The sequence below is a fragment of the Streptomyces sp. NPDC091272 genome (genome assembly GCF_044757485.1).
GTDB lineage: Bacteria > Actinomycetota > Actinomycetes > Streptomycetales > Streptomycetaceae > Streptomyces.
Window position 1 is genome coordinate 340,945 of the sequence record NZ_JBIVVC010000005.1, and the last position, 12,682, is coordinate 353,626.

Genomic DNA, 12,682 nt, shown 5'->3' on the forward strand with positions numbered 1-12,682 from the left:
GGCCCCCGGGGGCCCTAAGCGGCGCGGATGCTACGGGCCCGGCGGCCGACCACTGGAAACCCTCACGGCGCCACCCTCCCGCTGCGTCCCGTCGCCGGCCTCTCGCGCCACAGCGCGAGACCGGTGTCGACAAGTTCCACCCGGTCCAGCGCCTCGACCGCGTCGAGCCTGTGCCACGCCGCCAGGTCCGTCGAGCCGCCCGTCTCGTGCCGGAGCTCACCGCCCACGACCTTCGCCTCGTACACGATCCGCAGGCCCTGGAAGTCCGCGAAGGAGCCGAGCCGGCGGGGGTAGCGGCGGCGGATGGAGTCGAGGCCGAGCAGCTGGACGGGTTCGACCGCGTAGCCGGTCTCCTCGTCGACCTCGCGGACCACCGCTTCGAGGGGGTCCTCGCCGTGTTCGAGGCCGCCGCCGGGCAGCGTCCAGCGCTTCGCCCCGTCCCGGGCCACCCAGCGGGCCAGCAGCACTTTCTCGTCCCGTACGCACACGGCATAGGCAGCGACTCTTAGCTCAGCGTTCATCTGCCGAGGCTAGGCGGATCGGCTGTGGAATGCGCTTCGGACGCATCAACTGGCGCTACGGCGCACTCCGTGGCGCGCGCCGCCGGGCGCCGGGTGGCGGAACACGGCCACTGGCGGATGTGTGCCAGGGCCGCGATCCGACTCAGTCAACTCTCCCCAAACAACTGTCACTTACGACATGCTGACCGGTCATTGGACACCGAAATCCGGACCGAATCCGTCCGGACTTCTTCCAGTTCCTTCACATTCAGGGATGCCCATGACCCCCATGTCCCAGCCGTCCGCGCCTCGCGCGGGCGGAGTCAGACGCAGCGCGCGAATAGCCTTCGCCGCCTCGCTGGTGGCCGCGCTGTGTGCGACCGCGCCGCTGCCCGCCTTCGCGGCCGGAACGCCCGACCCCACTCCCCCGGCCCCGAAGTCCGCCGCGGCCAAGCTCGGCAGCACGGACGAGGCGCTGCTGACCGAGGCGCAGGCCTCGGGTGCCAAGGACGTCACCGTTATGGTGGCCACCGCTCCGGGCGCGACCGAGCAGGTCGCCGCGCAGTTCGACGGCATCCCGGGTGCGACCGTCGGGCGTACCGACGACGAGCTCGGCTACGTACGGGCGACCCTGCCCACCGCCAAGGCCGAGGGCGCGCTGAGGGACGCCGCGAAGCTCACCAGTGTGCGGGCCATCGACCTCAAGCACGAGATCGCGCTGGACGACCCGACCCCGTCCGCGGACCGGGCCGGCGCAGCGGTCGCCGCGAAGGGGACGTATCCGGCGCCGGGGAAGAACACCCCCGCCGAGAACCCGTACAACCCGTCCTTCGAGACCGGCGCCGTCGACTTCGTGAAGAAGAACCCGAAGGCGGACGGCCGCGGCGTCACCATCGGCATCCTGGACTCGGGTGTCGACCTCGGGCACCCCGCGCTGCAGAAGACCACCACGGGTGAGCGCAAGATCGTCGACTGGGTGACCGCGACGGACCCGGTCGCCGACGGCGACCTGACCTGGCGCCCGATGATCACCTCGGTCAACGGCCCGGCCTTCACGGCCTCCGGCCGGACCTGGACTGCGCCCGCGGGCACCTACAAGTTCAACCTCTTCCGGGAGAACGCCACCGTGGGTGGCGACATGCAGGGCGACCTGAACCGGGACGGCGACACCACGGACGTCTGGGGCGTGCTGTACGACCCGGCGGCCGGCACCGTCCGGCTGGACCTGGACGACGACGGGGACTTCGCCGACGAGGAGGCGATGAGCCCCTACAAGGACAAGTTCCAGGTCGGCTACTTCGGCAAGGACGACCCGGCGACCGAGGTCGTCGAGCGCATCCCGTTCGTCGTCGAGTCCCGCAAGGACGTCGTCTACAACGCGGGCGGCGCCAAGGCCGACTTCGTCAACATCGGCGTCATCCAGAGCGAGCACGGCACTCACGTGGCCGGCATCACCGCCGCCAACAGCCTCTTCGGCGGCAGGATGAACGGCGCGGCGCCCGGCGCCAAGCTGGTCTCCTCGCGCGCCTGCACCTGGAGCGGCGGCTGCACCAACGTCGCGCTGATGGAGGGCATGTCCGACCTGGTGAAGAACCGGGGCGTCGACATCGTCAACATGTCGATCGGCGGTCTGCCCGCGCTCAACGACGGCAACAACGCGCGCGCCCAGCTCTACACGCAGCTCATCGACACCACGGGCGTGCAGCTGGTCATCTCGGCCGGCAACAGCGGTCCCGGCACCAACACCATCGGCGACCCCGCCCTGGCCGACAAGGTCATCTCGGTCGGCGCGTCCATCTCCAAGGAGACCTGGGCGGCCAACTACGGCTCGGTCGTGAAGACCAAGTACGCGATGATGCCGTTCTCCTCCCGCGGTCCGCGTGAGGACGGCGGCTTCGCGCCGACGATCACCGCGCCCGGCGCCGCGATCAACACCACGCAGACCTGGCTGCCCGGCGGCCCGGTCGCCGAGGCGGGTTACCCGCTGCCGGCCGGTTACCAGATGCTGCAGGGCACCTCGATGGCGTCCCCGCAGGCGGCCGGCGCGTCGGCGCTGCTGATCTCGGCGGCCAAGCAGTCGGGGCTCGACCTCACCCCCGCGAAGCTGCGCACCGCGCTGGTCAGCCAGGCCGACCACATCAAGGGCGCGCAGGCCCACGAGCAGGGCGCCGGCCTCATCAACGTCGTCGACGCGTGGAAGTCCCTGAAGAAGGGCGCCACCGCCCACGAGTACACCGTGAAGGCCCCGGTCGACACCGCGATCGACTACGCCCTGGCGACGCCCGGCTTCGGCACCGGTCTGTACGACCGTGAGGGTGGCCTGCGGACGGGCCAGAAGAAGACCTACGACATTACCGTCACCCGTACCTCGGGCCCGGCCGGTGCCGTCCGTCACGAGCTGCACTTCGAGAACAACGACGGCACCTTCAAGGTCGTCGGCAACGACGTCGTGCAGCTGCCGCTGAACCAGCCGGTCACCGTGAAGGTCTCCGCGCAGCCCCGCTCCGGCGGCATCCACAGCGCGGTCCTGGAGGTGTCCGACAAGGCCACCGAGGGCATCGACAAGCAGATCCTCACCACGGTCGTGGCCGCGGACGAGCTGGCGAAGCCCGGCTACACGCTGTCGAAGTCGGGCACGGTGCAGCGCAACGCCCCCACCTCGTACTTCGTGACCGTCCCCGCGGGCGCGAAGAACCTTGAGGTGGCACTGAGCGGGCTCGCCGCCGGCAGTCAGACCCGGTTCATCTCGATCCACCCGTACGGTGTGCCGTCGGACCCGACCGCGACGACGAACTGCTACCCGAACTACACCAACCCGGCGAACACCTGCCGCCCCGACGTCCGCTCGTACCCGGACCCGGCGCCCGGTGTCTGGGAGGTCGAGGTCGAGTCGCGCCGTACGTCGCCGCTGCTCGACAACCCGTACAAGCTCGACGTGACGCTCCTCGGCGCGGCCTTCGACCCCGCGGTCAAGGTCGTCCCGGAGGCGAAGGTCGGTACCCCGGCCCCCGTCGAATGGAAGGTCACCAACGGCTTCGCCGCGGTCGAGGGCAAGCTGAAGGGCGGATCGCTGGGCTCCGCGAAGATCGCCAGGCCGAGCATCAAGCAGGGTGAGTCGCAGCAGACCACCGTCGTCCTCGGCACGGGCGTCGAGCGCCTCGACGTCGCGATCGGCAAGGTCTCCGACGCCGCGGCCGACCTGGACCTGGCGGTCCTCAAGGACGGCGTCCAGGTCGCCAGTGCGGCGGACGGCGACTCCGAGGAGGCCGTCAGCCTGGTGAAGCCCGCCGCGGGTACGTACACGATCGTCGTGGACGGCTACTCGGTCCCGGCCGGCAGCACCACGTACGACTACCAGGACGTGTTCTTCGCCCCGTCGCTCGGTTCGGTCACGACGGACGAGACGAAGACCGTGCAGCTCGCCAACGGGGCTTCGGCGCAGGTCGAGGCCTCGGTACTGGTGGGCGGCGCGGCCCCCGAGGGACGCCGGTTCTTCGGCCAGGTGCAGCTCGTGAACCCGCGCGGCACGGTCGCGGGCACGGGCAGCGTCCAGATCGAGAAGGTCACGCCGTAACGGCCGTGGCGAGGTGACCGAGGGGCGGGCCCGGATCCTGGGCCCGCCCCTCGTGCGTGCCGGGGGCGCTCGTCGTGCGTCCGGGGATCCGCCCCCGTTCGTACCGGGCTCCCTCGTGCGTGCCGGGGTCTCAGACCTCGACCAGTACCTGGTCCAGCGACTTGCGCACCAGGTCCGGCACGACGCAGTCGTCCGCCGGGTAGCCCACCGGGATCACCGCGAACGCCTTCTCGTTGACCGGGCGGCCCAGCACCTCACCGAGGAAGCGCATGGGGCTCGGGGTGTGGACGAGGGCGGCGAGGCCCGAGAGGTGCAGGGCGGAGAGCAGCATGCCGACCGCGATGCCGACGGACTCGTCGACGTAGTAGTGCTTGTGCTTGGTGCCGTCCTCGGCGAGCCAGTAGCGCTGCTGGAGGACGACGATCAGGGCGGGCGCGTCGGTGAGGTGCGGTTTGACCTCGTCGGTGCCCAGCGGGCGCAGCGCGTCGAGCCACTCCTCGCCGAGCCGGCCTTCGTAGGAGATCTGCTCCTCCGCCTCGGCCGCCTCGCGGATCCGGCGCCGTACGTCCGGGTCCTTGACGAGTACGAAGGTCCAGGGCTGCTGGTGGGCGCCGGAGGGGGCGGTCGCGCCGCAGGCGATCGCGTCGCGTATCACCTGGTCGGGGACGGGGTCGGGGGAGAACTGCCGGACCGTGCGGCGCTCGTCCATCCGGGCGCGGAGCTCGGCGGCGCGGGCCAGGGATTCGGCCGCGTCCATCCGTGCGGGGGTGTAGGGCACCGGCCGGTAGGGGTCGCCGTGGGTGGGTGTCCACTTGTTCTTCGTCACAGACATGGCCAGAGCATCGCCGGGGCAGGTGCCCCCTGTCCCGCACTTCGGACAATCGATTGGACAAGGCGGACAGCACCGCGCGCATCATGGGTGCAACGCCGCAGGTCGTCATGCCTGCGTACACAGACTGAGGAGTCACAGTGAGGGTCGGAATCGTCGGAGCCACCGGTCAGGTCGGCGCGGTAGTGCTGCGCATCCTCGCGGAGCGGAAGTTCCCGGTGAAGGAGCTGCGGCTGTTCGCCTCCGCGCGGTCCGCCGGCTCGACGCTGGAGTGGGACGGCAAGCCGGTCACCGTCGAGGACGCGTCGGCCGCCGACTACACCGGGCTCGACATCGTCATCTTCTCCGCGGGCGGCGCGACCTCCAAGGCCCTCGCCGAGAAGGTCGCGGCCCAGGGCGCCGTCGTCATCGACAACTCCTCCGCCTGGCGCCGTGACCCCGAGGTTCCCCTCGTCGTCTCCGAGGTCAACCCGCACGCGGTCGCGGACCGCCCCAAGGGCATCATCGCCAACCCGAACTGCACGACGATGGCCGCGATGCCGGTACTGCGTCCGCTGCACGACGAGGCCGGTCTGACCGCGCTGATCGCCACCACCTACCAGGCCGTCTCCGGCTCGGGCCTGGCCGGTGTCGCCGAGCTCGACGGCCAGGTCAAGAAGGTCGTCGACCACGCGGCCGAGCTCACCCACGGCGGTGACAAGGTCGAGCTGCCCGCGCCGGAGGTGTACAAGAGGCCGATCGCCTTCAACGTGCTGCCGCTGGCCGGCAACCTCGTCGACGACGGTTCCTTCGAGACCGACGAGGAGCAGAAGCTCCGCAACGAGTCCCGCAAGATCCTGGAGATCCCGGAGCTGAAGGTCTCCGGCACCTGTGTGCGCGTGCCGGTCTTCTCCGGCCACTCGCTCCAGGTCAACCTGCGCTTCGAGCGTCCGCTCAGCGTGGAGCGCGCGTACGAGCTGCTGGGCGGCGCCCCCGGGGTCGCGCTCTCCGACATCCCGACGCCGCTGGAGGCGGCCGGCCAGGACGTCTCGTACGTGGGGCGCATCCGCCTCGACGAGACCGCGGAGAACGGCCTCGCGCTGTTCCTCTCCGGCGACAACCTCCGCAAGGGCGCGGCCCTCAACGCGGTGCAGATCGCGGAGCTGGTGGCGGCCGAGCTCAACGGCTGACACACCTGGTGCACGACAGGGGCGGTGACGGCCGGGCGAGGGGCCTTCACCGCCCTTCGCCGTCCGTCCCCGCCGTGGAAGGATGGTCCAGAACGTCACGATCCGAGGAGATGACAGGGTGCCCGGTACCAATCTGACCCGCGAAGAGGCGCAGGAGCGCGCGCGGCTGCTCACGGTTGAGGCGTACGAGGTCGAGCTCGACCTCAGTGGCGCGCAGGAGGGCGGTACGTACCGCTCGGTGACGACGGTGCGCTTCGAGTCCGCCGAGGACGGCGCCACGAGCTTCATCGACCTGGTCGCGCCCGCCGTGCACGAGGTCGTGCTGAACGGCGCCGCGCTCGACGCCGGGGCGGTCTTCGCCGACTCGCGCATCGCGCTGGCCGGCCTGCGCGGCGGCGCCAACGAGCTCAAGGTGGTCGCGGACTGCGCCTACACGAACACCGGTGAGGGTCTGCACCGCTTCGTGGACCCGGTCGACGAACAGGCCTACCTGTACACGCAGTTCGAGGTGCCGGACGCCCGCCGGGTGTTCGCGTCGTTCGAGCAGCCGGACCTGAAGGCGACCTTCCGGTTCACCGTGAAGGCCCCGGCGGGCTGGACCGTGATCTCCAACTCGCCGACGCCCGAGCCGAAGGACGACGTCTGGGCGTTCGAGCCGACGCCGCGCATCTCCACGTACATCACGGCGCTGATCGCCGGTCCGTACCACGCGGTGCACTCGTCGTACGAGGGCAAGGACGGGCAGTCCGTCCCGCTCGGCATCTACTGCCGTCCCTCGCTCGCCGAGCACCTGGACGCGGAGGACATCTTCGCCGTCACCCGGCAGGGTTTCGACTGGTTCCAGGAGAAGTTCGACTACGCCTACCCGTTCGCCAAGTACGACCAGCTGTTCGTGCCGGAGTTCAACGCGGGCGCGATGGAGAACGCGGGCGCGGTGACCATCCGCGACCAGTACGTGTTCCGCTCGAAGGTCACGGACGCCGCGTACGAGACGCGCGCCGAGACGATCCTGCACGAGCTCGCCCACATGTGGTTCGGCGACCTCGTCACCATGGAGTGGTGGAACGACCTGTGGCTGAACGAGTCGTTCGCCACGTACACCTCGATCGCCTGCCAGGCGTACGCCGAGGGTTCGAGGTGGCCGCACTCCTGGACCTCGTTCGCGAACTCCATGAAGACGTGGGCGTACCGCCAGGACCAGCTGCCCTCGACGCACCCGATCATGGCCGACATCCGTGACCTGGACGACGTGCTGGTCAACTTCGACGGGATCACGTACGCCAAGGGCGCCTCGGTGCTCAAGCAGCTGGTGGCGTACGTCGGCATGGACGAGTTCTTCGCCGGTGTGCAGTCGTACTTCAAGGCGCACGCCTTCGGGAACACCCAGCTGAGCGACCTGCTCGGCGCGCTGGAGCAGACCAGTGGCCGCGACCTCGGGACGTGGTCGCAGAAGTGGCTGCAGACGGCCGGCATCAACGTGCTGCGCCCGGAGCTGGAGACGGACGCGGACCGTGTCATCACGTCGTTCGCCGTGCGGCAGGAGGCCCCGGCGCTGCCCGTCGGCGCGAAGGGCGTCCCGACGCTGCGTCCGCACCGCATCGCGATCGGCCTGTACGACCTGGACGGTGCGGGCAAGCTGGTGCGCACCGACCGTGTCGAGTTGGACGTGGACGGTGAACTGACCGTCGTGGACGCCCTGGTGGGCCGGGCCCGCCCGGACGTCGTGCTCCTCAACGACGACGACCTGAGCTATGCGAAGGTTCGCATGGACGAGGCCTCGCTGGCCTTCGTCACCGAGCACCTGGGCGACTTCACCGAGTCGCTGCCGCGTGCGCTGTCCTGGGCCTCGGCGTGGGACATGACGCGTGACGGCGAGCTGGCGGCCCGTGACTACCTCGCGCTGGTGCTGTCCGGCATCTCGAAGGAGTCGGACATCGGCGTCGTGCAGTCGCTGCACCGTCAGGTGAAGCTGGCGCTCGACCTGTACGCGGCGCCGTCCTGGCGCGAGGTGGGGCTGACGCAGTGGACCGAGGCGACTCTCGCCCACCTTCAGTCGGCGGAGCCGGGCAGCGACCACCAGCTGGCGTGGGCGCGGGCGTTCGCCGCCACCGCCCGCACCCCGCAGCAGCTGGACCTGTTGCGGGGGTTGCTCGACGGCGCGGAGTCGGTCGAGGGCCTGGCGGTGGACACCGATCTGCGCTGGGCGTTCGTCGGGCGTCTGGCGGCGGCCGGTGTCATGGACGACGACGACATCGCGGCCGAGCTGGCCCGCGACAACACCTCGGCGGGCAAGCAGCACGCGGCCTCGGCCCGTGCGGCGCGGCCGACCGAGGACGCGAAGGCGGAGGCCTGGGCGTCGGTCGTCGAGTCGGACAAGCTCCCCAACTCCCTCCAGGAGGCCGTCATCGGCGGCTTCGTGCAGACCGACCAGCGCGAGCTGCTCGCCCCGTACGCGCAGAAGTACTTCGCAGCCGTCAAGGACGTGTGGAACTCGCGTTCGCACGAGATGGCGCAGCAGATCGCCGTCGGTCTCTACCCGGCGCTCCAGGTCTCCCAGGAGACGTTGGACGCGACGGACACCTGGCTGGCGTCGGCCGAGCCGAGCGCGGCCCTGCGGCGGCTGGTGTCGGAGTCGCGCTCGGGCGTCGAGCGGGCACTCAGGGCGCAGGCGGCGGACGAGGCGGCGGGGGCCTAGCGGCCCGTTGAACGCGGCGGGCGCCCAGCGGCCCGGTGAACGCGGCGGGGCCCCGGCGCGGGTGGGTGTGCGCCGGGGCCCTTCGGTTGTACCCGTGCGTGCGGGATCGCTGTCCACCGCACGCACGGAGTCTGCGGGACTAGTTGTTCAGGTCCTCGTAGCGGGCCTTGAGCTCGGCCTGGCCCTGCTCGGTGACCGTGCCGTGCAGGCGCATCCGGGCGACGCCGCCGTCGGGGAAGGCGTCGAGGCGGACGTGGGTGGCGACGGCCTGCGCGGCGAGCTTGAAGCGGTGCAGGGTGTCGGGCTGCAGCTTGGTGCGCGGCAGGATCTCGAACCAGTCGCCGGTGTCGCCGTTGCGGCCGCTGAGCGCGATCCAGCCGGCGGAGTTGCCCTTGAGGTAGGCGGTGTCGATCTCGACGGCGCGGATGGCGCCCTGCGCGACGAGCTTGAAGCGCACCCAGTCGTTGGTGTCGCGGACCCGGCGGCGGCGGTTCTCCCAGCCGTCGTCCATCTTGCGGGAGGTGCCGGGCAGGATGATCTGGGTGGGCGAGGAGTAGAACTTGTCGGACGCGTCCTCGTAGGTGCCGCCGTTCTGTACGGCGACCAGGTCGACGGTGCCGAGGAGCTGGAGCCACTCGGGGTCCGGGACGACCTCGCCGTGCACACGCAGGCGGGCCACGCCGCCGTCGGGGTGCTGGCACAGGCGTACGTGGGTGAAGCGGCGCTCGACGTCGATCTCGAAGCCGTTGGCGGCGTGGCCCTTCACGGGCGTGACCGGGACGAGCTCCTCCCACTTCACGTCGGGCGCCAGGAGCTGCTCGGGGCTCGGGGAGCCCTCGACGGCGGTGGCCTGGATGCTGACGCGCTGCGGGTAGTTGCCGCGGAAGTGGGCGGTGTCGACGATGATGCCGCGGATGACGCCGGGGGCACCGAGGCGGACTATCGCCCAGTCGTGCTCCTCGGGCTCGGGGAAGGGACGCTCCGCGCCGGCCCCGCGGCGGCGGCGGGTCTCCCAGCCGTCCATGATCTTGCCCTTGTGCCCGAAGTGCTCGGGGTCGAAGACGGCGCGCTCACGGATCAGGAGGTTCTCGCGCTCGGCGAAGAACTCGTCGTTGGCGGCGATGACGCCGGCGCCGAGGCGACGGTCCGCGAGGTCGACGAGCTCGGTGAACGCGTGGTCGCCCGCGCCGCGGTAGTCGGCGTACGGGTCGCCTCCGCCGTAGGGGGCGGCGTCGTTGGCGTGCGGGTCGTCGGGGTTCGCGGTCGCGGTCACGTCGGTCGTCGTCATGCCTTGGACTCTGCCGTGCGCGACCACTCAGGTCTATCGAAAGTTTTCGCACAGGCTTTTAAGCTGAGCTGAAAGGTTGCGATCTGTGTGGTTGCGATCCGAGTGGTTGTGATCTGAGTGGTTGTGATCCGAGTGGTTGTGATCCGATGCCTGGGCCGCGGGTCAACGGGGCCCGCGCCGCCGGTCGGCTAGGTCCGTTCCGCGGCGATCGTCCGCAGTGCGGCGAGGGCCCGCCCCACCGCGGGGCCGTCCTGTGCGCCGCGCCGTACGGCGGCGACCACGTGCCGCCGGGGCCGGTCCGCTTCGAGCACCCGCATGACGACCCCGGCCCGGCGTTCCGCCGCCGCCATCCGCGGCACCAGGGCGACCCCCATCCCGGCCTCGACCATCGCGAGGATCGCCGTCCAGCCGGCCGCGCTGTGGGCCTGCTCCGGGACGAATCCCGCGGCCTCGCAGGCCGCGGTGGTGATCTCCGACCAGGGGCCGCTGCCGCCGAAGATCCAGGCTTCGCCGGACAGGTCCGCGAGCCGCAGACCGGGGGCCGTCGCGAGCGGGTGCCCGGTGGGCAGTGCCACGTCGAGGGGGTCGGCGAGCAGCGGGACGCGGGCGAACTGCGGGTCGCGCGCGGTGGGCGCGTGGGCCGCCAGCGAGAGGGCGAGGTCGACGGCGCCCTCGGAGAGCAGTGCGTACGCCTCGGCCGCCTCCGCCTCCCTGACCCGTACCTCCAGACCGGGGTGGGTCTCGCGCAGCCGCCGCACCGCAGGTACGACCAGGGCGGGCACGGCGGTCGAGAACGCCCCGATCCGCACCTCTCCCGCCTCACCCTGCGCGTACCCCTCCAACTCGGCCTCCGCGCGCTCCAGTTGCGCGAAGACGGCCTCGGCGTGGCGCAGTACGAGGTGCGCCGCGTCGGTGAGGCGGACCCGGCGGCCGTGCGCCTCCAGCAGGGTCACGTCGAGTTGCCTGGCCAGGTTGGAGAGTTGTTGGGAGACGGCGGAAGGCGTCATGAGCAGCGCCTGGGCGGTCGCGGTCACGGTGCCGCGGTCGCGCAGGGTCCGCAGGATGCGCAGCTTCTTGATGTCCCACTCGGCCATGAGCGCAACCTATCCAAGGTCCACGGCCCCCACCGGCACCGGGAGGCCCGCGGCGCCTTCGCACCGTGGGCCTCCCGGTGCCGGTGGTCCCGGCGCGCGGCGGCACTGCGCCTTGCCTACTGACGCCCGGTGCGGCGGGTACCGCTCGCCGCTCCGAGCACCACACCGCCGAGGATCAGCGCCATGCACAGGACCTGGAGCGGGCCAGTCCGCTCACCCAGGACCGCGTACGAGAGCAGCGCCACGCAGACCGGCTGGAGGTAGTAGATGATTCCGGCGCGGGCGGCGCCGATCAGGGAGATGGCCTTGTTCCAGGCGAAGAAGGCGACGGCGGAGGAGAACACGCCGACGTAGACGAGCGGTCCCACGGTGCCCGGCCTGGCCTCGAAACCGCCCTGGACGGCGAGGCTGACGCCGTACACCGGTGCCAGCATCAGCGCGCCGAGCACGAACGTGGCGAAGAGGAAGGCGAGGGAGCCGATCTCGGCGGGCTTGCGGCGCAGCAGGGCGCTGTACGAACCGAAGCACAGGGCGGCGGCGATCATCCAGAACGCGCCCACGGACAGTCCCAGGGTGAGCGAGCCCTTGCTGACCAGGAGCAGTACGCCGGCGCAGGCGATCACCATGCCGATGACGCGGCGGGCGCCGAGGCGCTGCCCGCCGAGCCGCTCCCAGAGCGCCATGACGACGGGTGAGGCGGCCATGATCATGCCCATGGTGCCGGCCGGGGTGTCGAGTCCCGCCTGGTTGACGAGGGTGTTGTAGACGGTGACGCCGAGCAGCGCGGCGAGGGTGAGGAAGCCGAGGTGCTTGCGGAGCAGGGCCCGCTGGCGCCAGGTCTCGCGGACGGCGAAGGGGGCGACGGCAAGCAGTGCGACGATCCAGCGCCAGAACGCGGCCTGGACGGGCGGCACGGAGTCGTGCAGACCGCGCGAGGTCACGAAGCTGCCGGACCAGACGACGGTGGCGACGGCGGCGAGCAGGAGCCCGAGGCCCGCGCCCTTCTGCGCCTTGGCCACCGTGCTGGTGCTCGGTGTGCGGATACGGTCAAGAACTGCCATCGCTGCCCCCGTGAGGTGATCGGTGAGTGGTCCACGAGTGAGCCGCGGACCGTGCTGAGGGCTCTACCGTCACACCGGTGGCACGTTCAGGTCTATCGAAACTTTTCGACGAATCTGTTCAGCTGAACTGAACGATTGGCCGGTCGGACAACGCAGCGAGGGCGCCCGCGGCCCGTACGACGATGCGTACGGGCGCGGACGCCCTCGGCGGAGCGAGATCCGGTGTCAGACCTGCTTGCGCGACTTGTCGAGCACCATCACCAGTCCGGCGATGATCACGAAGAGACCGATCGGGGCCGCGACGAAGAGACCGAGGGTCTCGGCGACGTTCAGGCCGGGGCCCGGGTCGTCACCGTCGTCCCGTACGGCCGCGAGCGCGGGAGACGACAGGAGCAGCATCATCAGCGTCGTACCGGTCGCGACAGCGCCGGCGCGCAGAGCGTTCTTCTTGTCCACGGTGCAAAAGTAGCGA

The 12,682-nt window shown here is 70.9% G+C and carries 9 protein-coding genes; 3 read left to right on the forward strand and 6 right to left on the reverse strand.

All coding sequences use genetic code 11. From position 1 onward, the window contains the following. Nucleotides 1-62: 62 nt before the first annotated feature. Nucleotides 63-521, reverse strand: a complete 459-nt coding sequence (locus ACIQM4_RS17150) for an NUDIX hydrolase (protein WP_401591996.1) — start codon at nt 519-521, stop codon at nt 63-65. Nucleotides 522-780: 259 nt separating this feature from the next. On the opposite strand from ACIQM4_RS17150, the gene ACIQM4_RS17155 reads away from it, so the two are divergent. Then, nucleotides 781-4,074: a S8 family serine peptidase gene (locus tag ACIQM4_RS17155; RefSeq protein WP_401591998.1), complete on the forward strand. Its 3,294-nt coding sequence runs from the start codon at nt 781-783 to the stop codon at nt 4,072-4,074. Nucleotides 4,075-4,204: 130 nt separating this feature from the next. Here the strand turns inward: ACIQM4_RS17155 and ACIQM4_RS17160 are convergent, their stop codons facing one another. Continuing rightward, nucleotides 4,205-4,906, reverse strand: coding sequence for a nitroreductase family protein (locus ACIQM4_RS17160; protein WP_401592000.1), 702 nt, complete (start codon nt 4,904-4,906; stop codon nt 4,205-4,207). 137 nt (nt 4,907-5,043) lie between these two features. Here ACIQM4_RS17160 and ACIQM4_RS17165 point away from each other — a divergent pair, with 137 nt between their 5' ends. Further along, nucleotides 5,044-6,072 (forward strand): aspartate-semialdehyde dehydrogenase, encoded by a 1,029-nt coding sequence (locus ACIQM4_RS17165; RefSeq protein ID WP_401592002.1) that lies wholly within the window; start codon nt 5,044-5,046, stop codon nt 6,070-6,072. A gap of 118 nt (nt 6,073-6,190) precedes the next feature. Beyond that, the gene (pepN, locus tag ACIQM4_RS17170; RefSeq protein WP_401592004.1) at nt 6,191-8,767 is read left to right on the forward strand and encodes an aminopeptidase N; all 2,577 of its coding nucleotides are present in this window, start codon (nt 6,191-6,193) and stop codon (nt 8,765-8,767) included. Nucleotides 8,768-8,906: 139 nt separating this feature from the next. Here the strand turns inward: pepN and alc are convergent, their stop codons facing one another. The 4 genes from alc to ACIQM4_RS17190 form a co-directional block, all read right to left on the reverse strand. Continuing rightward, a complete protein-coding gene (gene alc / locus ACIQM4_RS17175) occupies nt 8,907-10,055 on the reverse strand; it encodes an allantoicase (protein ID WP_401592006.1) in 1,149 nt (382 codons plus the stop codon). Between the two features lie 188 nt (nt 10,056-10,243). After that, complete coding sequence (locus ACIQM4_RS17180; RefSeq protein ID WP_401592008.1) at nt 10,244-11,149, reverse strand: LysR family transcriptional regulator; 906 nt, start codon at nt 11,147-11,149, stop codon at nt 10,244-10,246. A 116-nt stretch (nt 11,150-11,265) separates the two neighbouring features. Beyond that, nucleotides 11,266-12,210, reverse strand: coding sequence for a DMT family transporter (locus ACIQM4_RS17185; RefSeq protein WP_401592010.1), 945 nt, complete (start codon nt 12,208-12,210; stop codon nt 11,266-11,268). Nucleotides 12,211-12,435: 225 nt separating this feature from the next. After that, a complete protein-coding gene (locus ACIQM4_RS17190; RefSeq protein WP_401592012.1) occupies nt 12,436-12,666 on the reverse strand; it encodes a hypothetical protein in 231 nt (76 codons plus the stop codon). Between the last annotated feature and the right edge of the window lie 16 nt (nt 12,667-12,682).

Bases quoted from the DNA above. Each gene is read 5' to 3' on its own strand.
- ACIQM4_RS17160 (WP_401592000.1), bottom strand. From the start codon at position 4,906: ATGTCTGTGACGAAGAACAAGTGGACACCCACCCACGGCGACCCCTAC.
- ACIQM4_RS17150 (WP_401591996.1), bottom strand. From the start codon at position 521: ATGAACGCTGAGCTAAGAGTCGCTGCCTATGCCGTGTGCGTACGGGAC.
- ACIQM4_RS17185 (WP_401592010.1), bottom strand. From the start codon at position 12,210: ATGGCAGTTCTTGACCGTATCCGCACACCGAGCACCAGCACGGTGGCC.
- alc (WP_401592006.1), bottom strand. From the start codon at position 10,055: ATGACGACGACCGACGTGACCGCGACCGCGAACCCCGACGACCCGCAC.
- ACIQM4_RS17155 (WP_401591998.1), top strand. From the start codon at position 781: ATGACCCCCATGTCCCAGCCGTCCGCGCCTCGCGCGGGCGGAGTCAGA.
- ACIQM4_RS17180 (WP_401592008.1), bottom strand. From the start codon at position 11,149: ATGGCCGAGTGGGACATCAAGAAGCTGCGCATCCTGCGGACCCTGCGC.